Source organism: Burkholderia anthinoferrum (genome assembly GCF_002925705.1).
Lineage (GTDB): Bacteria > Pseudomonadota > Gammaproteobacteria > Burkholderiales > Burkholderiaceae > Burkholderia > Burkholderia semiarida.
On record NZ_LFZP01000052.1, the window covers coordinates 657178 to 679616 of the forward strand.

The 22439-nt window shown below is 66.7% G+C and carries 15 protein-coding genes and 1 tRNA gene; 9 read left to right on the forward strand and 7 right to left on the reverse strand.

From position 1 onward, the window contains the following. Positions 1 to 15: 15 nt before the first annotated feature. From C5F75_RS25650 to C5F75_RS25695, 8 genes are all read left to right on the forward strand, one after another. Positions 16 to 1551, forward strand: coding sequence for a catalase (locus C5F75_RS25650; RefSeq protein WP_104012872.1), 1536 nt, complete (start codon positions 16 to 18; stop codon positions 1549 to 1551). 77 nt (positions 1552 to 1628) lie between these two features. Continuing rightward, positions 1629 to 2240 (forward strand): ankyrin repeat domain-containing protein, encoded by a 612-nt coding sequence (locus C5F75_RS25655; protein WP_059639142.1) that lies wholly within the window; start codon positions 1629 to 1631, stop codon positions 2238 to 2240. 402 nt (positions 2241 to 2642) lie between these two features. After that, positions 2643 to 3803: an efflux RND transporter periplasmic adaptor subunit gene (locus tag C5F75_RS25665; RefSeq protein ID WP_089465479.1), complete on the forward strand. Its 1161-nt coding sequence runs from the start codon at positions 2643 to 2645 to the stop codon at positions 3801 to 3803. A 20-nt stretch (positions 3804 to 3823) separates the two neighbouring features. Then, on the forward strand, positions 3824 to 6967 hold the full coding sequence (locus C5F75_RS25670; RefSeq protein ID WP_104012873.1) for a multidrug efflux RND transporter permease subunit: 3144 nt from the start codon (positions 3824 to 3826) through the stop codon (positions 6965 to 6967). Between the two features lie 4 nt (positions 6968 to 6971). Continuing rightward, a complete protein-coding gene (locus C5F75_RS25675; RefSeq protein WP_059582898.1) occupies positions 6972 to 8408 on the forward strand; it encodes an efflux transporter outer membrane subunit in 1437 nt (478 codons plus the stop codon). A gap of 100 nt (positions 8409 to 8508) precedes the next feature. Beyond that, complete coding sequence (locus C5F75_RS25680; RefSeq protein WP_059582901.1) at positions 8509 to 9201, forward strand: response regulator; 693 nt, start codon at positions 8509 to 8511, stop codon at positions 9199 to 9201. Continuing rightward, positions 9198 to 9821: a histidine kinase gene (locus tag C5F75_RS25685; protein WP_104012874.1), complete on the forward strand. Its 624-nt coding sequence runs from the start codon at positions 9198 to 9200 to the stop codon at positions 9819 to 9821. Before C5F75_RS25680 ends, C5F75_RS25685 begins: the two co-directional genes overlap by 4 nt. Positions 9822 to 10464: 643 nt before the next feature. Further along, positions 10465 to 12297: a S53 family peptidase gene (locus C5F75_RS25695; protein ID WP_059582906.1), complete on the forward strand. Its 1833-nt coding sequence runs from the start codon at positions 10465 to 10467 to the stop codon at positions 12295 to 12297. A 314-nt stretch (positions 12298 to 12611) separates the two neighbouring features. Here C5F75_RS25695 and C5F75_RS25705 read toward each other — a convergent pair whose 3' ends face one another. The 7 genes from C5F75_RS25705 to C5F75_RS25735 all read right to left on the reverse strand — a co-directional run bounded on the left by C5F75_RS25705 (position 12612) and on the right by C5F75_RS25735 (position 21268). Then, positions 12612 to 14162: a phospholipase D family protein gene (locus tag C5F75_RS25705; RefSeq protein WP_104012875.1), complete on the reverse strand. Its 1551-nt coding sequence runs from the start codon at positions 14160 to 14162 to the stop codon at positions 12612 to 12614. 246 nt (positions 14163 to 14408) lie between these two features. After that, positions 14409 to 14487 (reverse strand) — tRNA-Ile (locus C5F75_RS25710). 138 nt (positions 14488 to 14625) lie between these two features. Continuing rightward, the gene (gene rpoD, locus C5F75_RS25715; protein ID WP_081066417.1) at positions 14626 to 17043 is read right to left on the reverse strand and encodes an RNA polymerase sigma factor RpoD; all 2418 of its coding nucleotides are present in this window, start codon (positions 17041 to 17043) and stop codon (positions 14626 to 14628) included. A gap of 88 nt (positions 17044 to 17131) precedes the next feature. Further along, complete coding sequence (gene dnaG, locus C5F75_RS25720) at positions 17132 to 19009, reverse strand: DNA primase (RefSeq protein WP_059583147.1); 1878 nt, start codon at positions 19007 to 19009, stop codon at positions 17132 to 17134. Positions 19010 to 19079: 70 nt separating this feature from the next. Beyond that, the gene (locus C5F75_RS25725; protein WP_006479409.1) at positions 19080 to 19526 is read right to left on the reverse strand and encodes a GatB/YqeY domain-containing protein; all 447 of its coding nucleotides are present in this window, start codon (positions 19524 to 19526) and stop codon (positions 19080 to 19082) included. A 194-nt stretch (positions 19527 to 19720) separates the two neighbouring features. After that, positions 19721 to 19933, reverse strand: a complete 213-nt coding sequence (gene rpsU / locus C5F75_RS25730) for a 30S ribosomal protein S21 (protein WP_006479415.1) — start codon at positions 19931 to 19933, stop codon at positions 19721 to 19723. Between the two features lie 105 nt (positions 19934 to 20038). Then, a complete protein-coding gene (locus C5F75_RS25735; RefSeq protein WP_258048591.1) occupies positions 20039 to 21268 on the reverse strand; it encodes a BaiN/RdsA family NAD(P)/FAD-dependent oxidoreductase in 1230 nt (409 codons plus the stop codon). 121 nt (positions 21269 to 21389) lie between these two features. Here C5F75_RS25735 and tsaD point away from each other — a divergent pair, with 121 nt between their 5' ends. Continuing rightward, positions 21390 to 22430 carry a tRNA (adenosine(37)-N6)-threonylcarbamoyltransferase complex transferase subunit TsaD gene (tsaD, locus tag C5F75_RS25740; RefSeq protein WP_059582919.1) on the forward strand — a complete coding sequence of 347 codons (1041 nt, stop codon included), beginning with the start codon at positions 21390 to 21392 and terminating at the stop codon, positions 22428 to 22430. The last annotated feature ends 9 nt before the right edge of the window (positions 22431 to 22439 follow it).

The window sequence follows — 22439 nt, forward strand, 5'->3', positions numbered from 1 at the left end:
AGGAGTTCCATCGTCATGTCCTCGTCTTCCCATCGCGTGCTGCGGCACGCAGTCGCCGCAATCTGCGTGGCACTCTCCGCTTCCCCATACGCCGCCGAACTCACGCGCGACACCGGCGCACCCGTCGGCGACAACCAGAATTCGCAGACGGCCGGCCCCGCCGGCCCGGTGCTGCTGCAGGACTCCGCGCTCATCGAGAAACTGCAGCGCTTCGATCGCGAACGCATTCCGGAACGCGTCGTGCATGCACGCGGCACGGGCGCATTCGGCGAGTTCGTGCCGAGCGCCGACATCTCCGACCTGACGAAAGCGAAAGTCTTCACGCCGGGCACCCGCACGCCGGTGTTCGTGCGCTTCTCCACCGTGATGGGCTATCGCGGCTCGCCGGAGCAGGCGCGCGACCCGCGCGGCTTCGCGGTGAAGTTCTATACGCAGCAGGGCAACTGGGACATGGTCGGCATCAACTGGCCGGTGTTCTTCATTCGCGACGGCATCAAGTTCCCCGACTTCGTGCACGCGAACAAACCGAGCGCCGTGACCGGCGTGCAGGATCCGAACCTCGCGTTCGACTTCTTCGCGCACACGCCCGAAGCGACCCACATGCTGACGCGGCTGTACACGGACGAGGGCATGCCCGATTCGTATCGCCGCATGGACGGCTTCGCGGTGCATGCGTTCAAGTTCGTCAATGCGCAAGGCGACGTGCACTACGTGAAGTTCCACTGGAAGAGCCAGCAAGGCGTGCACGGCCTGCGCCCGCAAGAAATCGCCGCGTCGATCGGCCGCGACTGGAACATGATGACGAACGATCTGTACGGCGCGCTGAAACAGGGTGATTTCCCGAAGTGGGACCTGTACGTCCAGGTGCTCACGCCGAAGGACCTGAACCGCTTCGATTTCGACGCGCTCGACGACACGAAGGTGTGGACCGGCGTGCCTGAACGCAAGATCGGCACGATGACGCTCAACCGCGTGCCCGACAACTACTTCCAGTCGACCGAGGAATCCGCGTTCGCGCCGTCGCGGCTCGTGCCGGGCATCGAGCCGTCCGAGGACCGGATGCTGCAGGATCGCCTGTTCGCGTACGCCGACACGCAGCTGTACCGGCTCGGCGCGAACTACATGGATCTGCCGATCAACCGCCCCGTCGTGCCGGTGGTCAACAACAACCAGGACGGCAAGATGAATGCCGGCGACCGCAAGGGCGAGGTGAACTACGAACCGTCGACGCTGAACGAGCTCGCGCAGGATCCGCAGTACAAGTCGGTCCGCATGGCGCTCAGCGGCACGACGCAACAGGAAGCGATCCGCAAGAAGCTGCCGTTCCGTCAGGCCGGCGAGTACTACCGCAGCCTGTCGCAGCAGGACAAGGACGACCTCGTCACCGCGCTGTCCGGCGACCTCGGCCAGGTGAAGAACGCGCAGAACCAGTACGCGATGCTCTCGTACTTCTACAAGGCCGACGCCGACTACGGTACGCGCCTCGCCCAGGCCGTTCACGCGAACGTCCAGCAGGTGCAGTCGCTCGCGGCGAAGCTGAGCGACAACTGATCCCGCGACGCCGGTCGCTGCCGACGTGCGCGATTGCGCCGCGCACGTCGGCCCGGCCACCTCATCAGGACTTCCCCATGCGATCCGAACGCTTCCCCCATGCGATCCGCGCGGCCGCGGCGGCGCTCGCGCTCGCCGCACTCGCCGGCTGCGCGCACCTACCCGACCAGCCGGCGTACGGCAAGGCCGATCCCGCCGCGCTGCGTCGCTATGACGACGACTGGTTCGACGCCGCGCGCGTCGGCCGCGTCGATATCCTGCGCGCGTTGCACGACGCCGGCTATCCGGTCGACGCGACCGACAGCCACGGCTATACGGCCGTGATCCTCGCGTCGTACGACGGCCAGCCCGCGGCGCTCGACTACCTGTTGTCGGCCGGCGCCGACGCGTGCGTCGGCGATCGTCACGGCAACACCGCACTGATGGGCGCGCTCTTCAGGAACGAGCGCGACATCGCGCGGCGCCTGATCGACACGCGCTGCCCGATCGACCAGACCAACGGCGCCGGCGAAACCGCGCTGGGGTTCGCGACGCTGTTCAACCGCTTCGAGCTGATTCCGCTGCTCGTCGCGCATGGCGCGAATCCGAACCATGTCGACCGGCGCGGCCAGTCGCTGCTTCAGCTCGCGCTGACGCACGACAACACGTACGCCGCGGACGCGCTGCGGGAAGCCGGCGCCAGACCGTAGCGCGACGGCGCGTCAAATGGCGCGCCCCATTCTCTGCCCCCGCCCGCTTCGCCATCGCGCGACGCCGGCGCCGCGTCGCGCACGTGCGCGCCCAGCGGCCGCGTCATCGCCCGCCAGCGCGCACGCGCCGCGTCGTCGGGCGGTTCGCCCGGCGGCCCTGCCGGCTCGATCTTTAGATACCGGCTCGAGCCGACGCCCGCATCGAGCCGAAACATCGCGCGCATGACACCGCGCGGCATCCCGTTCGTCCGAGCATTCCGCTTCGCCTCACCCCCTGCTTTTCGGCGCCTTTCGCCGCCTCCATCGAATCTCCATCTTTCCGCATGAAAGCCGCCAACTACTCCAAGCACACTCCGCCCCGTCAAAGCAGGCAGTGGGCTGCCTGCGCTTCCTGGAGTCGTTATGAACAATCAGAACCGATGCTGCCACGGCGCCGTATGTGTGCTGGTGGCGGCGATGCTGGCCGGCTGCGGGCCGTCCGAACAGCAGGCCGCCGCGCCGGCCACCCCGGTGGCGGCCATGACCGTGGCCGCCACGCGCGTCGACGTGACCGAAGATCTGCCCGGCCGCGTCGCGGCCGTGCGGGTGGCCGAGATCCGGCCGCAGGTGAGCGGCATCGTGCAACGCCGGCTATTCGAGCAGGGCACCGAAGTACGCCAGGGCCAGCCGCTGTTCCAGATCAATCCGGCGCCGTTCAAGGCCGAGATGGATACGGCCGCCGCCTCGCTGCTGCGGGCGCAGGCCGCGCTCGAACGCGCGAAGGTCCAGACCGCGCGCTTCAAGCCGCTCGTCGAAGCCGATGCGATCAGCCGCCAGGTGTACGACGACGCCGTATCGCAACGCGACCAGGCCGCGGCCGACGTCGCGCAGGCCCGCGCGACGCTGGCGCGCCGCCAGCTCGATCTGAAATTCGCGACCGTGGAAGCGCCGATCGCCGGCCGCATCGACCAGGCCCTCGTGACGGAAGGCGCGCTGGTGTCGAGCGGCGACAGCCAGCCGATGGCGCGCATCCAGCAAATCGACCAGGTCTATGTGGACGTGCGCCAGCCGGCCGCGTCGCTCGAAGCGCTGCGCGGCGCGCTCGCGTCGCAGCCGCAAGCGTCGGACGGCAACGGCCTGCCGGTCGACGTACTGCGCGACGACGACACGCGTTACGACGTAAAGGGCCGCATGCTGTTCTCGGGCGTCAACGTCGATCCGGGCACCGGCGACGTGCTGCTGCGCGTGCTGGTCGACAACCCGAAACGCCAACTGCTGCCGGGCATGTACGTGCGTGCCCGCATCCCGCGCGCGCACTACGCCAACGCGGTGATGGTGCCGCAACAGGCCGTCGTGCGCGCCGGCGGCAAGCCGCAGGTGTGGGTGCTCGACGCGAAAGGGCACGCGCATCTGAAGGCCGTCGAAGTCGGCGAGCTCACGAACCGCCACTACCGCATCAAGTCGGGCCTGCAGGCCGGCCAGAAGATCGTCGTCGAGGGCATGGAACGCCTGACCGATGGCGCGCCGGCCGCCGCGACCGACTGGAAGTCGCCTGACGCGGCCGCCGCCGCGTCCGCGCACTGAGTCACGAGGAGCCTCCAGCCATGGCTGAATTCTTCATCCGCCGCCCGGTGTTTGCGTGGGTGATCGCCCTCTTCATCATCCTGATGGGGGTGATCGCGATCCCGCAACTGCCGGTCGCGCGCTACCCGTCGGTCGCGCCGCCGTCCGTCACGATCACCGCGAACTACCCGGGCGCCACGCCGCAGACGATGAACGACGGCGTACTGAGCCTCATCGAGCGCGAACTGTCCGGCGTCAAGAACCTGCTGTATTTCGAATCGTCGGCCGATACGTCCGGCTCGGCGCAGATCACCGTGACGTTCAAGCCCGGCACCGATCCGGCGCTGGCGCAGGTCGACGTGCAGAACAAGATCAAGTCGATCGAGCCGCGCCTGCCCGCCGCCGTGCGTCAGAACGGGCTGATCGTCGAATCCGCGTCGTCCGGCTTCCTGATGCTGATCGGCCTGCGCTCCGACAACGGCCGCTTCGACGAAGGCGCGCTCGCCGACTACATGGCGCGCAGCGTGTCCGAGGAGCTGCGGCGCATCGACGGCGTCGGGCGCGTGCTGCAGTTCGGCTCCGAGCGTGCGATGCGCATCTGGGTCGATCCGCAGAAGCTGATCAATTTCGGCCTGTCGATGAACGACCTGACGACCGCGATCGGCCAGCAGAACGTGCAGATCGCGCCGGGCAGCCTCGGTGCGCTGCCCGCGCTGCCGGGCCAGCGCGTGACCGTGCCGCTCACCGCGCAGGGTCAGCTCACGACGCCGGAAGAATTCGCGAAGGTCGTGCTGCGCGCGAACGCGGACGGCTCGAAGGTCGTGCTCGGCGACGTCGCGCGCGTCGAACTCGGCTCGCAGAACTACATGTTCGTGAGCCGCGAGAACAACAAGCCGGCCACCCTCGCCGGCGTGCAGCTCGCACCGGGCGCCAATGCCGTGAAGACGGCTGACGCGATCCGCACGCGCATGGCCGAACTGAGCAAGTCGATGCCGTCGGGCATGCGCTACTCGATCCCGCTCGACACGTCGCCGTTCGTGAAGATCTCGATCGAGAAAGTGCTGGCCACGCTGTTCGAGGCGATGGTGCTCGTGTTCCTCGTGATGTACCTGTTCCTGCAGAACGTGCGCTATACGCTGATCCCGGCCATCGTCGCGCCCGTCGCGATGCTCGGCACCTTTGCGGTGATGCTGCTGGCCGGCTTCTCGATCAACGTGCTGACGATGTTCGGCATGGTGCTCGCGATCGGCATCATCGTCGACGATGCGATCGTCGTCGTCGAGAACGTCGAGCGCCTGATGGCCGAGGAAGGGCTGTCGCCGAAGGACGCGACGTCGAAGGCGATGAAGGAAATCACCGGCGCGATCGTCGGCATCACGCTGGTGCTGACCGCGGTGTTCCTGCCGATGGCGATGGCGAGCGGCTCGGTCGGCGTGATCTACAAGCAGTTCACGCTGTCGATGGCCGTATCGATCCTGTTCTCCGCGCTGCTCGCGCTGACGCTCACGCCGGCCCTGTGCGCGACGATGCTCAAGCCGCTCGCACCGGGCCATCACGAGAAGCGCGGCTTTTTCGGCTGGTTCAACCGTCGCTTCGATCGCCTGACGAAATGGTACGAGACGCGCGTCGGCCGCCTGGTCGGCCGCACCGGCCGCGTGATGCTGGTGTTCGTCGCGATCGCGGGCGCGCTGGTGTTCGGCTTTCGCAGCCTGCCGTCGTCGTTCCTGCCGGACGAGGATCAGGGCTACTTCATCACCAGCTTCCTGCTGCCCGCGGACGCTACCGCCGAGCGCACGCATGACGTGGTCAACACGCTCGAAAAACATCTTGCCTCGCGTCCGGCAATCCAGTCGAGCATTTCCGTGATCGGCTACGGTTTCTCGGGACAAGGGCCGAACGCGGCGATCAACTGGTCCGTGATGAAGGACTGGAAAAACCGCGGCGGCGCATCGACCCTCGAGGAAGGCATGCTCGCGCAACAGGCGATGGCCGGCGTGACCGAAGGCACGGTGATGAGCCTGCTGCCGCCCGCGATCGACGAACTCGGCAACAGCTCGGGCTTCTCGATGCGCCTGGAAGACCGCGCCAACCAGGGCACGGCGGCGCTCAAGGCGGCCGAAGCGAAGCTGCTCGAACTCGCCGCGCAAAGCAAGGTCGTGACCGGCGTGTACCCGGACAGCCTGCCGGCCGGCACGAGCATCCGCCTCGAGATCGACCGCGCGAAGGCGCAGGCGCTCGGCGTGTCGTTCACGACGCTCAGCGACACGCTGTCGACCGCGATGGGTTCGACCTACGTGAACGATTTCCCGAACGCGGGCCGCATGCAGCAGGTGATCATCCAGGCCGACGCGCCGGCACGCATGCAGATCGACAACGTGATGAAGCTGTACGTGCGCAACGCGGCCGGCGGCATGGTGCCGCTGTCGGAAGTGGTGCGCCCGGTGTGGACCGACACGCCGCTGCAGATGGTGCGCTTCAAGGGCTACCCGTCCGCGCGGATTTCGGGCAACGCCGCCCCGGGCCAATCGAGCGGCGCGGCGATGGCCGAGATGGAGCGGCTTGCCGCGCAACTGCCGCCGGGCTTCGCGGTCGAGTGGACCGGCCAGTCGCTGCAGGAACGCCAGTCGGCGTCGCAGGCGCCGATGCTGATGGTGCTGTCGATGATCGTCGTGTTCCTGGTGCTCGCCGCGCTGTACGAAAGCTGGTCGATTCCGCTGTCGGTGATGCTCGTGGTGCCGCTCGGCCTGATCGGCGCGATCGGCGCGGTGCTGCTGCGCGGCTTGCCGAACGACGTGTTCTTCAAGGTGGGGATGATCACCGTGATCGGCCTGTCCGCGAAGAACGCGATCCTGATCGTCGAGTTCGCGAAGCAGTTGCGCGAGGAAGGCAAGGGCTTGATCGAGGCGGCCGTGCAGGCGTCGAAGCTGCGCCTGCGCCCGATCCTGATGACCTCGCTCGCGTTCGGCCTCGGCGTCGTGCCGCTGATGATCGCGACCGGCGCCAGCGCCGAAACGCAGCACGCGATCGGCACCGGCGTGTTCGGCGGCATGGTGACCGCCACGGTGCTGGCCATTTTCTTCGTCCCTGTTTTCTTTGTGTTCGTGATGAGCATCCAGGAGCGCATCGGCGCATGGCGGGCGTCCCGCAAGCAGCCGGCTACCCCGACTCGCGAACAGGAAGGTTGATGCCATGCGATTGCTTGTTCTTCCCCTCATCCTCGCGCTGTCGGCCTGCTCGCTCGCGCCGACGCTGGTCAAACCCGCGATGCCGGTGCCGACGGCCTACACCGCCGCCGCCGCCGCCGCCGCCGATCTCGACGCGAACGCCGCCGATCTGGGCTGGCGCACGATGTTCGGCGATCGCCGCCTGCAGCGCCTGATCGAGCTCGCGCTCGACAACAACCGCGACCTGCGCGTGGCCGCGCTGAACGTCGAGGCCGCGGAAGCGCAGTACGGCATCCAGCGCGCCGCGCGCCTGCCGTCGATCGGCGCGGGCGCGAACTTCACGCGTCAGCGTACGTCGGACGACACGCAGTCGAATCCGCCGCTGTTCGGCACGACGCAGAACCAGTACGGCGTGAACGTCGGCATCAGCGCGTTCGAGATCGACCTGTTCGGCCGCGTGAAGTCGCAGTCGGATGCCGCGTTCGCGCGCTACGTCGCGACCGATCACGGCCGCCGTGCGGTGCAGATCTCGCTCGTCGGCGGCGTGGCCGACGCGTACTTCGCGGAACGCCTCGCGCACGAGCAACGCCAGTTGTCCGAGCGCACGCTCGCCGACTGGCGGCAGTCGCTCGATCTCGCGCGCCGCCTGAAGGACGCGCATCAGGCGAGCGGCGTCGACATCGCGCAGGCCGAAGGCCAGGTCGCGAGCGCGACGGCCGATCTCGAAGCGCGCACGCGCGCCGTCGAGCAGGCGCGCAATGCGCTGCGCCTGCTGGTCGGCGCCGAGCTGCCGAAGGATCTGCCCGAGCCGCTGCCGCTTCAGCAACAACCGGTGATGACGCAACTGCCGGCCGGCCTGCCGTCGGAGCTGCTGTTTCGTCGCCCGGATATCCAGCAGGCCGAACAAAACCTCGTCGCCGCGAATGCGGACATCGGCGCCGCGCGCGCCGCGTTTTTCCCGCGCCTGTCGCTGACGTCGTCGATCGGCTTCCTCAGCCCCGCGATGGGCAGCCTGTTCGACGGCGGCCAGCGCGTGTGGAGCTTCGCGCCGCAGGTCACGGTGCCGATCTTCCAGGGCGGCCGGCTGCGTGCCGAGCTGCGTCTTGCGGAAGTGCGCAAGTCCGGTGCGGTCGCCGAGTACGAACGCGCGATTCAGGCCGCGTTCCGCGAAGTGGCCGACGGCATCGCCGGACGCGAAACCTTCGGCCGCCAGATCGAAGCGCAGACCCGCGTGGTCGGTTCGGCCGAACGCCGCACCGACCTGTCGACCCTGCGCTATCGCGCGGGCGTCGAGGGACGGCTGGAGTTGCTCGATTCGCAGCGGCAACTCTATGCGGCACGGCAAGCGCTGCTCGACCTGCGCCGCAGCGAACTGAGCAATGCCGTTGCGCTGTACAAGGCGCTCGGCGGCGGCCTGACGGACCAGGACGTCGCACCGTCGAAGCGCGTGGTGCAGAACTGAACGAACGGCGCCGTTCCGCCCGCGCGGCAGCGTGGCGGAACGGCGCGCCCCGGCCCGGCGACGGGCCGCCCCGACTGTTCGCCATCGCACGGCACACTCCATGACGAATTCCCTGATACTCATTGCAGAAGACGAGCCCGACATCTCGGACATCCTCGATGCGTACCTGAAGCACGACGGCTTTCGCACCTACCGCGTCGCCGACGGGCAAGCGGCGCTCGACATGCAACCGCGCCTGAAGCCCGACCTGATCCTGCTCGACGTGAAGATGCCGCGGAAAAACGGCTGGGACGTGCTCGCCGAGCTGCGACGGCGCGACAATACGCCCGTCGTCGTCGTCACCGCATTCGATCGCGACCTCGACCGGCTGCAGGCGCTGCACGCCGGCGCCGACGACTACATCGTCAAGCCGTTCAACCCGGCCGAGGTCGTCGCGCGATTGCGCGCGATCCTGCGCCGGTCGGCCGCGCCGCCCACCACGCGCATGCTGCGCGTCGGCGACCTGGAGATCGATACCGACAGCTATCTGGCCCGCGTGCGCACGGCGGGCGCCGAGGTGCCGATCCCACTGACGCTGACGGAGTTCCGGTTGCTCGCGCACATGGCGAGATCGCCGAGCCGCGTGTTCACGCGCGGCGAGTTGCTCGATGCGTGCATGGCCGACGTGAGCGCGCTGGAGCGCACGGTCGACAGCCACATCTGCCGGCTGCGCAAGAAACTCGAACGGGCCGGCGCGCCAGGCATGCCCGAAGTGATGCGCGGCGTCGGCTACCGGCTGCGGGGCGTGCAGTGACGCTGCCGGCACGGCCCGGCCGGCAAATCGGGCAGGCGATTGGCCTCGCCGCGATCGTCGTCGTGCTGCTCGCCTGCACCGTCGCGTTTTTCGTCCATGCATTGCATGCGCCGGCCGCGTTGCCGCACGACGCGACGGCCGAAGCGATGCTCGGCAATGCGTTTACTTACGTGGTGCTCGCGGCCGCGCTGTCCGTCTGCCTGCTGGCCACCGCGTTCGACCTGATCAGGCTGATCCGCCGCATGCTCGCGACGCTCGACGCGATGGCGGACACCGTTGGCCGGATCGTGGCCGGCGATCCGTCGGCGCGCGCGGTTTCCGTCGACGGCTGCTCGGCCGACCTGTCCCGCTTCATCCAGCACTTCAACGCGATCACTCATTCAATGAAACCGGCAAATCCATCCGATGCGACGGCCACCGTCGCCACCAGCAGTCACGTCACGCGCACCCAGCTCGCCGAACTCGCAACCCGGCTCGACACGATCAAGGCGCTTGCCGCCGATACGAATGCGCCCTCGCGCGACGCGCTGCTTCAGCATGTCGACGCGCTGTTCCGGTTCGTCGACGACCTTCAGGCGGCCGAACGACAGGCCGCGACGATTCGAGCATTTCCTCGATGACGATTGGCCGTCTAACCCCGGGCCGTTTCAACACGCATCGGAAATGATCGGCGAATCGCTATCGGCATTACCTGCGTTGCGGGTTTCGAACATTACAAAATGCCGCCGATCTTTTCAAAACCATTGCGGTTAATTCGGTTTAATTTTATTTCATATAATCAAAAAAAGTTTGACACCGCGCTTTCGTTCTTGATACCGTCCGATGCAAGCAATCCGACGGTTTGCCCGCCACGCAATCGATTCCGCTCCACTTTTTTCTGCTTCCGCTGCACCGAAGTACGCGCCGCCGAACGATTCGTTCGCACGCCGGCGCGCGCGGCATCCCGATGTATTTCACTGGACGGCTGCCATTCGGCAGCGGGCCGAAGGACCGAATCAAATGAGCAGGATAACGAAGCTGTTGCTCTAGCAATCCGCCCGCGTCGAATCCGGCGCGACTGCTCCGCCCCGCGGCGCAGCCTTCCCGTCATCGCGTTTTCCGTATTTCGCCCCCGGAGAAAAACCGCTTTCCGGATCGGGTGAAAGGCCCTGTCGCGTCCGTGCCATCCGCCCGCATGCGACAGAAAGCGGCGGTGCATGACCCGCACCGCTGTCGACCGTCGTTGTTCGTGCCGTTCGATGTTCAACCGGAGGGGTAATTCAAATGAATCAGGTTGCAAACAAGAAACACAAGCACATTCGCATCGTCAAACTCGCGTTCGCCGCCGCAGCAGCCGCTTCGTTCGGCATGGCGACCGCCCATGCCGCGCCCGCGGCCGGCTGGACGGAAACACGCACCAAGGGATTCCTGCCGCTCGTGCAGCAGAACGAAGCCGGTACGGCCGGCGCGCCCGCCGCGAGCACGGCGGCCGCTGCCGCCTCTGCCATCGACATGGCGCCCGGCGAATCGGTGGACATCGTGCTCGGGCTGAACCTGCGCAACGAAGCTCAACTCGACCAGTACCTGCGGGACCTGCATACGCCCGGCTCGCCGCACTACCGGCAGTTCCTCACGCCTGCGCAATTCGCCGCGCAATATGCGCCGACCGATCAGCAGGTCGCCTCCGTCGTCGCCCACCTGCGCAAGGCAGGCTTCGTGAACATCGTGGTCGCACCCAACCGGCTGCTCGTCTCCGCATCCGGCACCGCGGGAACCGTCCAGTCCGCGTTCCGCACGACGCTCAAGCGCTTCACCCGCAACGGCCGCAGCGTCTATGCGAACACCGACGCCGCGCAAGTGCCGAACGCGATCGGCAACATCGTCGGCGCGGTACTCGGCCTGCAGAACGTCGAGCTGATGCATACGGGTGCGGGCGGCAAGCCGCAAGGCAACACCAGCAACCTGACGATCCCGGCCGGCGCGTCGGCGGTCCCGCACAACCCGACCGAATTCTCGTCGATCTATGGCGGCGACGGCACGCCGACGGCCTCGCAGACCACCGTCGGCATCATCTCCGAAGGCGACCTGTCGCAGACGGTGAGCGACCTCAATACGTTCGCCGCGAACAACGGCCTCGGCACGATCAGCAGCAGCATCGTGAAGACGGGCCCGGCCGGCAGTTCCTACACCGACACCGACGGCACCGTCGAGTGGAACCTCGACAGCCAGTCGATCGTCGGCACGGCCGGCGGCAGCGTGAAGCAGGTCGTGTTCTACACCGCGCCGTCGATGACGCTCACCGCGATCACGGCTGCGTACAACAAGGCCGTGACCGACAACGTCGCGAAGGTGATCAACGTGTCGCTCGGCGTGTGCGAATCGTCCGCGTACAGCACGGGCTCGCAGGCGACCGACGACACCATCTTCAAGCAGGCGGTCGCGCAAGGGCAAACCTTCTCGGTTTCCGCCGGCGACCACGGCGCGTACGAATGCGCGAGCGGCAAGCCGTCGCGCTCGACCTACACGGTGAGCGAGCCGGCCACGTCGCCGTACGTGATCGCGGTCGGCGGCACGACGCTGTTCACGAATACGTCGACCAATGCGTACAACAGCGAAATCGTCTGGAACGATCCGAGCTGGCAGTCGGGCACCGTGTGGTCGACCGGCGGCGGGTACAGCAAGTACGAGGCCGCGCCGGCGTGGCAGTCGTCGACGCTCACCGGCTCGACCAAGCGTGCGCTCCCCGACGTCGGCTTCGACGCCGACCTGCGCACGGGTGCGATTCTCGTCGTGAACGGGCAGACGTCCGACACGCTGTGGGGTTCGGGCTACCTGAACAACGAAGGCGGCACGAGCCTCGCCGCGCCGATCTTCACGGGCATCTGGGCACGGCTGCAATCGGCCAACAACAATGCGCTCGGGTTCCCCGCGTCGAGCATCTACAAGTACTTCCCGACCAACGCCGCGCTGTTGCACGACGTCACGTCCGGGAACAACGGCAGCGGCACTTACGGCTACAAGGCGAAGGCCGGCTGGGATGCGACGACGGGCTTCGGCAGCGTGAACATCTCGAAGCTGAACGCGTTCATCCAGAGCACGTCGGATTTCGCGCGTTGACGCGCTGCTGACCGTTGCGGTTGCGCAAGCGCGACGTATCGTACGCAACCGCGTCTGACGACCCGCGAAGGCTGCGCAGCCTGCGCGGGTTGTCTGCATGCCGCGTCATCTCGCCTCTGCGCATCGGTACGTCGCCGAGCGTGCGGGAGAGCCCGGGCGGCATGCATGTCTGTGCGGATCTCGCGGCGACGGCCGCCGCTACAACGGCTTCGTGCTCGGCTATTCGGGGCTGAACGACGCGACGATCGAGACAGCGGCAACACAGTTCGCGAACGTCATCGAGCCGCACCGCCGCGCGCGACGCTGAGCGTCGCTCACAGTTGCGATTCGATCGGAAACAGCCCGAGGAACCAGACTTCCATCCGCCGCCCGGTAGATACCTCCGGCTCGTGATCGATCTCGGTGACCTTCCCGTCCGCATCGGTCTGAATCCACTTGAGCCGCCCGTTGCCGGCCGCGTCGGTGCTCGCCTCGACACGCCACGCGATCTGGTCGAGCCGCGCTTCCAGATCGTTGGCCACCTGCGACGCAATCGCGGGGCTCTCGCAGTAAACGCCGATCTCCGTATTGAGGTTCAGCGAACGCGGATCGAGATTCATCGACCCGATGAAGATGCTCGTGTGATCGAACACGTAGGTCTTCGCATGCAGCGACGCGCGCGACGAGCCGATGATGACCTGCTTCGAAATGCTCTTGTCGCCCGATGGCCGGCGCTCGTAGAGCCGCACGCCGGCGTTCACCAGATCGCTTCGATAGCGCCGGTAGCCGGCATGCACGGCCGCCACGTCGGTCGACGCGAGCGAATTGGTCAGCACCGTCACGCGTACGCCGCGCGCCGTGAGCGCGCGCAGCCGCTCGACCCCCTCCTTGCCCGGCACGAAATACGGCGACACGATCAGCAGGTCGTGCCTCGGCTGCAACGCGAGCGCACGCAGTTGCGGCATCAGATGCCCGTCGCTGTCCTTCGGTGGGTGCGCGATCTTCGACGGATCGTCGTACAGCACCGTCGCATGCCCCCACGACAGCGCCGTGCCCTCTCCGTGAACGATCCGGTCGAGCCGCTGCCGTGCCTCGAGCACGTACGGATTGTCCTCCATGGCCCGCAGGTAGTCGCGCAACCGTTCGCGCTCGCGGTCGAGGCCGCCCGGCGCCGCATCGTGTCCGACGAGCGTATCGATCGGATACGCATACGGCGAATTCCAGAACGTATCGAATTCGGTCGAGATGTCCTTCACGGCCGGGCCGTGAACGACGACGTCGAGATCGCCGAACTCCAGCATCGACGATGCGCCGAAGTATTCATCGCCGATATTGCGCCCGCCGACGATCGCCGCCTGGTTGTCCGCGATCATCGCCTTGTTGTGCATGCGCCGGTTGACGCGCGAGAACTCGAACACGGTGCCGATCTTCTTGAACCGGCGCGTAGCCACCGGATTGAACAGCCGGATCTCGATGTTCGGATGCGCGCTGATTTCGAGCAGCTTGCGGTCGTCCGCGTTGGTGCCGAGATCGTCGAGCAGCGCGCGCACGCGCACGCCGCGGTCGGCCGCACGAATGACCGCGTCGGCCAGTTCGTGGCCGGTCAGGTCGTCGTGCCAGATGTAGTATTGAAGGTCCAGCGACCGATCGGCGCGGTCGGCAAGCAGCACGCGTGCGTCCAGCGCATCGACCGGATCGGTCAGCAAATGAAACGCGTCCTGCCCAGGGTGCGTGCGGGCCTGCTGCTGAAACGCGGCGCCCAGCCGCGTATTGTCGGTATCGGTGTATGCATGCGTCGGCGCGCGGTCGGCCTGCGGCGGGAGGCTTGCGCACGCGGCAAGCATCAGCAACGACAGAATCGCACCCCACCAACGCAGCCTGATCATGATCGCCGTCCCCGCTCCCGGGTGAAATCCGTTTGTTCTGGCCGCCGGATGGAGGCGGCATCGATCGGCGGTCCCGACGTGCGCGAGTATCGCGCCGAGGCCGGCCGCGCCACAGCATACTTCGATTGCCATCGGCGCGGCAGGGCTTCGTTGTTGCCGCGCGTGCGCCCAAAGAAAAACCCGCGGCGCATGACGCGATCGCGGGTTTTCGGCATACCGCGACACAGCGCGGCGCGGCATGGAATCTGGTGGGCCCCCCGGGAGTCGAACCCGGCACCAACGAATTATGAGTTCGCTGCTCTAACCAAGCATGAGCTAGGGGCCCAGACGAGAAGCACGGCGTGCTACACGCCACCCCGGCAACGAAGCCGGGCCGGCATTGTAACAACAAAGACGACAAAGGGAACGAACGCCACCGGCATCATGCGGATACCGGCGGCGTTCGCAAGAGAAACGCCGGAAATCAGTTCCCTTCGAGGAACGACTTCAGCTTGTCGGAACGGCTCGGGTGACGCAGCTTGCGCAGCGCCTTGGCCTCGATCTGACGGATCCGCTCGCGCGTGACGTCGAACTGCTTGCCGACTTCCTCGAGCGTGTGATCGGTGCTCATCTCGATACCGAAACGCATCCGCAGCACCTTCGCCTCGCGCGGCGTCAGCGAATCGAGCACGTCCTTCACGACGTCGCGCATGCTGGCATGCAGCGCGGCATCCGCCGGCGCGACCGTGTTGGTGTCCTCGATGAAGTCGCCGAGATGGGAATCGTCGTCGTCACCGATCGGCGTTTCCATCGAGATCGGCTCCTTCGCGATCTTCATGATCTTGCGGATCTTGTCTTCCGGCATCTCCATCTTCTCGGCGAGCGTTGCCGGATCCGGCTCGAGACCGGTTTCCTGCAGGATCTGCCGCGAGATGCGGTTCATCTTGTTGATCGTTTCGATCATGTGAACCGGAATCCGGATCGTGCGCGCCTGGTCCGCGATCGAGCGCGTGATGGCCTGACGGATCCACCACGTCGCATAGGTCGAGAACTTGTAGCCGCGACGGTATTCGAACTTGTCCACCGCCTTCATCAGGCCGATGTTGCCTTCCTGGATCAGGTCGAGGAACTGCAGGCCGCGGTTCGTGTACTTCTTCGCGATCGAGATCACGAGACGCAGGTTGGCCTCGGTCATTTCGCGCTTCGCCTGGCGCGCCTTCAGTTCGCCGGCCGCCATCTGACGGTTGGTTTCCTTCAGGTCCTTCAGCGGCAGCACGACGCGCGCCTGCAGGTCGAGCAGACGCTGCTGCTGTTCGCGGATCGCCGGGACGTTACGCGACAGCACCGCGCTGTACGGATGGCCTTCCGCGGTGATCTTCTCGGCCCAGTCGAGATCCGTCTCGTTGCCCGGGAAGCGTGCGATGAATTCCGAGCGCGGCATGCCGCACTTGTCGACGACGATGTGCAGGATCTGGCGCTCGACCTGACGCACTTCGTCCACCTGCGCACGCAGCGTGTCGCACAGGCGTTCGACGGTACGCGCGGTGAAGCGGATCGTCATCAGCTCGCTCTGGATCGTTTCCTGCGCCTTCAGGTAGGCCTTCGACTTGTAGCCTTCCTTTTCGAACGCGCGGCGCATCTTGTCGAACCACTCGCTGATCTGCGAGAACTTCTCGAGCGACGCACGCTTGAGGGCTTCGAGTTGGGCGGCGTTCGCCGATGCCTGCGCGGCGCCGTCGTCTTCCTCCTCTTCCTCTTCTTCCTCTTCCTCTTCGGCTTCCTCGTCCTCGTTCTCGATGGCTTCCGCTTCCTTCGCGGAGAAGCCGTCCGTATCGGCGGCATCCGCGGCGTTCGGATCGAGCAGGCCGTCGACGAGCTCGTCGACGCGGATCTCTTCGTTCGCGACGCGTTCGGCCATCGCGAGGATGTCGGCGATCGTCGTCGGGCATGCGGAGATCGCCATCACCATGTGGCGCAGGCCGTCCTCGATCCGCTTCGCGATCTCGATTTCGCCTTCGCGCGTGAGCAGCTCGACCGTGCCCATCTCGCGCATGTACATCCGGACCGGATCGGTCGTGCGGCCGAATTCCGAATCGACGGTGGACAGCGCGACTTCCGCTTCCTCCTCGACTTCATCGTCCGACGACGCGGCCGGCGCGTTGTCGTTCAGGAGCAGCGTTTCCGCGTCCGGCGCCTGCTCGTAAACCGCCACGCCCATGTCGTTGAACGTGCCGATGATGCCCTCGAGGGCTTCGGTCTCGGTGAAGTTGTCCGGCAGGTGGTCGTTGATTTCGGCGTACGTGAGGAAGCCGCGCTCCTTGCCGAGCTTGATCAGCGCGCGCAGTTTCACGCGGCGCTCTTCGAGCTCCTCGGCCGTGCCCGGCGTGCTCGTCGCGAACGCTTCCTTCAGCAGCGCCTTTTCCTTGGCGCGACGATCACGCACCTTGGACTTGCCCGGTGCAGCCGCGGCTGCGGGCTGCTCGTCGCTCTGATTTGCGTCGTCTTCGACGGATACTTCGTTCAGCTTTTTGGTCATGGAGTTCGCCGTACCGGCTATATCGACTCGCGGCTGCTGGACGACAGCCGGTTGAACCGTGGGTGCATGAGTAGTACGTACTGCCGTTTCGTCCGCGGCGGCAGTCGTGTCCCTTGCGCTTTTCGCACTTGCCCGCTTCGCCGCCGGCTTGGCCGGCCCGGAGTCGGGTCTGGCGGCAGCCCGTGTTCTGGCTGCCGGTGCCGGCGCAGCCTGAGCGGTGCCGGCCGCGGTTTTCTTTCCTGCAGGGGCTGACGTGGCTGAAGACGTTGTCCTGGTGGAAGAAGCAGACTTGGCCGCTGTGACCTTCTTGGTCGGCTCCGTCGAGCCCTTGCCTGTTGCTTTCTTTCCGCCTGTCGTCTTTGCCATCGCGATTCTCGCCTCTGCTTGGAAAACAAACCGCTGGAAACCTTATATTATAGCACGCTGGGGAGCCCTCTCTAAGCGCCCCGGCCGCCTACAGCCCGAGCCGACGCTTCATGTCGGTTCGCTGCTGGTTCAATTCCGTCAATTCAGCCAACTCCTCGGGGGTGAAGGTGGATTGCCGCGCCAGCCTGTCCAGCCGGTCGCAGCAGGCGTCATAACGCATCTTGAGCACCGCTGCCTGCAGTTCCTCCCCCGCGATCCGCTCCTGCTCGCGTTGCCGCTCGAGTACCGTCTCGTCTTCCGGATTCTGTAACAGCAGATCGCGGACGTTTTCATCATAGTCCAGAATTTCGCGGAAGATTTCCTCGTAAGTCGCCCCGTTCGAGGACGCCCTCAGGACATCCGACAGCAGCCGGAACTCCGCGCCGTCGCCCAGTGCACGCGCATGATCGACGACTTCCGCGAACAATTCGCCGATGCGCGGCAGCGCGCGCAGGGTCGCGATCTGTTCGTCGTCGAGCTGCGATGCGATGCGCGGATGCATCACCAGCGTGCGCAACGCGCGCTTTTCGCTGTCCGTCACGCGTCGCCGCTCGCTGCGCGCGGGCGCCTGGCGCGGCGCCGCCGCGATGCGCGTATCGACTTCCGACAGCCCCGCGACTTCCTCGAACGGGATATCGAGGCGGTCGGCGAACATGTGCATGATCTGCGCACGCAATGCATTCGCGGGCAGCGCCTGCAACAGCGGCTTCGCATCGAACAGCGCCTTCGCGCGGCCTTCCGGCTGATCGAGCGCCTTGCCGGCAATTGCTTCGTTCAACAGAAATTGCGACAGCGGCATCGCGCGTTCGACCTGCTCGGAGAACGCGTCCGCGCCGAACTCGCGCACATAGCTGTCCGGATCGTGCTCGGGCGGGAGAAAAAGGAACCGGATCGTCCGGTTGTCGCCCGCATGCGGCAGGCAGGCCTCGAGCGCGCGCCGGGCCGCGCGCCGCCCGGCCGAATCGCCGTCGAAACTGAAAATGACCGTGTCGGTCTGGCGCAGCAGCTTCTGCACGTGAATCGGCGTGCACGCGGTGCCGAGCGTCGCGACCGCGTTCGGAAAGCCGAGCTGCGCGAGCGCGACGACGTCCATGTAGCCTTCGACGACCAGCACGTACTTGCGCTCGCGAATCGCGAGCCGCGCCTCGAACAGCCCGTACAGCTCGCTGCCCTTGTTGAACAGCGGCGTTTCCGGCGAGTTCAGGTACTTCGGTTCGCCGCTGCCGAGCACGCGGCCGCCGAAACCGATCACCTGCCCCTTCACGTTGCGGATCGGGAACATGATCCGCTCGCGGAACCGGTCGTAGCGGCGCGCGACGCCCCGCGCGTCGGTTTTCTCGCTGACGATCACGAGCCCCGCTTCGACGAGCGACTCGTCGCGATAATCCGGGAACGCGGCCTCGAGGTTCTGCCAGCCGTCCGGCGCATAGCCGAGACCAAAGCGCGCGGCGATCTCGCCGGTCAGGCCCCGGTTCTTCAGATACTGGATCGCGACGGTCGCGCCGCGCAACTGCTTGCGGTAGTAGTCGCACGCCGCCGTCATCGCGTCGGACAGCGCGGTCGCCACCGATTTCGACACGGGCGCCGGATAGTCGCCGCCACCGCCTCCGCCCCCACCGCCGCCGCGCATCGACGGCTCGTGCGGCACGGTCAGCCCGACGGATTGCGCGAGTTCCTGCACGGCTTCCGGGAACGTGAGCCCCGCATGCTCCATCAGGAAGCCGATCGCCGTGCCGTGCGCGCCGCAACCGAAGCAGTGATAGAACTGCTTGGTCGGGCTGACGGTAAACGACGGGCTCTTCTCGTTATGGAACGGGCACAGCCCCATGAAGTTGGCGCCGCCCTTCTTGAGCTGCACGTACCGGCCCACCACGTCGACGATATCGACGCGGTTCAGCAAATCCTGCAGGAACGAATGCGGAATCACCGTGGGATCGAGCGAAAAAGGACGATACGACGCCCGGCGCACGCATCGCTGGGCGCGCCGGGAACGGGTTTTACTTCGTGAGCGCGGCCTTGACCTGCGCGGAAACGGCCGTCATGTCGGCGCGGCCGGCGAGCTTGCCCTTCAGCACGCCCATTACCTTGCCCATGTCCTGCGGGCCCGCCGCGCCCGTTTGCGCGACCGCCGCCTGGACTTCGGCCGCCACTTCGGCGTCCGACAGTTGCGCGGGCATGTAGCCGCCCAGCACGGTCAGCTCGGCCTGCTCCTTCGCGACGAGATCGTCGCGGCCGGCCGCTTGGAACTGGCTGATCGAATCCTTGCGCTGCTTGATCATCTTGTCGATCACGGCCGTGATGCCGGCGTCGTCGAGCGTGACCCGATCATCGACCTCGCGCTGCTTGATCGCGGCCATCAGCAGGCGAATCGTTGCCAGGCGCTCGCTTTCCTTCGCGCGCATCGCGGCCTTCATGTCTTCGCTGATCTGCTCTTTCAAACTCATCTTTCACCCGGGATGGAAACGTGAATCCGACGCCCGCAAACGGGCGTCAACACAAAAACCCGCTTGGGACAGTGTCTCAAGCGGGTTGCTCGAATCCGGCATCGGCGACTCGCCGCCTGATCGGCTGCGCGATCGCACCCGATCGCACGGAATCGCCGGTGCGCCGCTCAGTGAACCGCGCGGCGCCCAATCGTTCAGTACAGCTTCTTCGGCAACGTCTGGCTGCGGATACGCTTGTAATGACGCTTCACCGCAGCAGCCTTCTTGCGTTTGCGTTCTGCGGTCGGCTTCTCGTAAAACTCGCGCGCACGAAGCTCGGTCAGCAGACCGTTCTTTTCGATCGTGCGCTTGAAGCGACGCATTGCAACTTCGAACGGCTCGTTCTCTTTAACGCGAATGATCGTCATGATCCGACACGAATAAAGGTTTGCAGGGAAAGACTACCGAGTATAGCAGAGCGATTGGTCAAAGGCACGGGGCCCGGCCCCGCCGGAACGGCGCCGGCCGGCGCGTCAGGCACCGCGCGCATACTCGGCCGCGGCCTGCCCGGCCGCCGTGCCGGACGCCCACGCCCACTGGAAGTTGTACCCGCCGAGCCAGCCCGTCACGTCCACCGCCTCGCCGACGAAGAACAGCCCCGGCACGCGCGCGCTCATCATCGTCGCCGACGACAGCTCCCGCGTGTCGACCCCGCCCTTCGTCACTTCGGCCTTCCTGTAGCCTTCGGTGCCGTTCGGCGTCAGCGTCCAGCCCGACAGCGCGTCGCCGATCTGGCGCAGCGTCTTGTCGGGCAGATCGGCGAGCCGCGCGTCGGCCGCGACGCGATGCGTGTCGAGCCACGCATGCGCGAGGCGCGCCGGCACCCAGTCGGCGAGCAGCGAACCGATCTGGCGCTTCGACGTGCGTTTCGCCTCGAGCAGGTCGGCCACCGTGTCGCGCTGCGGCAGCAGGTCGATGCGAATCGGGTCGCCGGGCTGCCAGTAGCTCGAGATCTGCAGGATGCCGGGGCCGGACAGGCCGCGATGGGTCAGCAGCAGGTCCTCGACGAATTCGCCGCCGCGCTTCCTGTCGCCGGTCGATACGCGCACTTCGAGCGACACGCCAGACAGCGACGCGAACGGCGCCCAGTCCTGCGGCGCGAACGTCAGCGGCACGAGCGCGGGCCGCGTATCGACGAGCTTGTGACCGAACTGCTTCGCGAGCCGGTAGCCGAAGTCGGTCGCGCCGATCTTCGGGATCGACAGGCCGCCGGTCGCAATGATCAGCGCGCGCGCGCCGATCGGCCCGGCCTGCTGCGTATCGAGCACGAAGCCGTCGGACGGCGCATGGCGCACCGCGTCGACGACGACGGGCCGGCGCCATGCGATGCCGCCCGCGTCGCACTCGTGTTTCAGCACGTCGATGATCGCGTCGCTGCCGTGGTCGCAAAAGAGCTGGCCCTTGTGTTTTTCGTGCCAGGTCACGCGATGGCGCTTGAGCAGCCCGAGGAAGTCGCGCGGCGTATAGCGCGCCAGCGCCGAGCGCGCGAAATGCGGATTCGACGACAGGTAGTTGTCGGGCCCGGCATACAGGTTCGTGAAGTTGCAGCGGCCGCCGCCCGAGATGCGGATTTTCTCGGCGAGCCGCGGCGCGTGATCGATCAGCACGACGCGACGGCCGAGCTGCCCGGCGACCGCGGCGCTCATCATGCCGGCGGCGCCCGCGCCGATCACGGCGATGTCATAAGTTTCCATGGCGCGGATTGTACCTGCCCGGCATCGGGCCCGGGCCGCCGCCAGCGGCGGCCCGCCCTCGCCTGCTATACTTTCCGGTTACGTTGACCTACCCGAGGCGCGTCCGAAACGGCGCGTCCTGCCCTCACCCATGCTCGTTCTCGGCATCGAAAGCTCCTGCGACGAAACCGGCCTCGCGCTCTACGACACGCAGCGCGGCCTGCTCGCGCACGCGCTCCATTCGCAGATCGCGATGCACCGCGACTACGGCGGCGTCGTGCCGGAGCTCGCGTCGCGCGACCACATCCGCCGTGCGCTGCCGCTGCTCGAGGAAGTGATGGCGCAAAGCGGCACGCGCCGCGACGACATCGACGCGATCGCATTCACGCAAGGCCCCGGCCTCGCCGGCGCGCTGCTCGTCGGCGCGAGCATCGCGAATGCGCTCGCGCTCGCATGGAACAAGCCGACCGTCGGCATCCATCACCTCGAAGGCCATCTGCTGTCGCCGTTGCTGGTCGACGAGCCGCCGCCGTTCCCGTTCGTCGCGCTGCTGGTGTCCGGCGGCCACACGCAACTCATGCGCGTGACCGACGTCGGCGTGTACGAGACGCTCGGCGAAACGCTCGACGACGCGGCCGGCGAGGCGTTCGACAAGACGGCGAAACTGATCGGCCTCGGCTACCCGGGCGGCCCTGAAGTATCGAAGCTGGCCGAAACGGGCACGCCGGGCGCGGTCGTGCTGCCGCGCCCGATGCTGCACTCGGGCGATCTCGACTTCAGCTTCAGCGGCCTGAAAACCGCCGTGCTCACGCAGATGAAGAAATTCGAAGCGGCGAAGCTGGAGGGCGAAGCGCTCGAACGCGCGAAGGCCGACCTCGCGCGCGGCTTCGTCGATGCGGCCGTCGACGTGCTCGTCGCGAAGTCGCTCGCCGCGCTGAAGAAGACGAAGCTCAAGCGCCTCGTGGTCGCGGGCGGCGTCGGCGCGAACCGCCAGTTGCGCGCGGCACTGTCGGCGGCCGCGGCCAAGCGCGGCTTCGACGTGCACTACCCCGATCTCGCGCTCTGCACCGACAACGGCGCGATGATCGCGCTCGCGGGTGCGTTGCGGCTCGGCCGCTGGCCCGAACAGGCGAATGCCGACTACGCGTTCACGGTGAAGCCGCGCTGGGATCTCGCGTCGCTCGCACGCTGAATCGCGCAA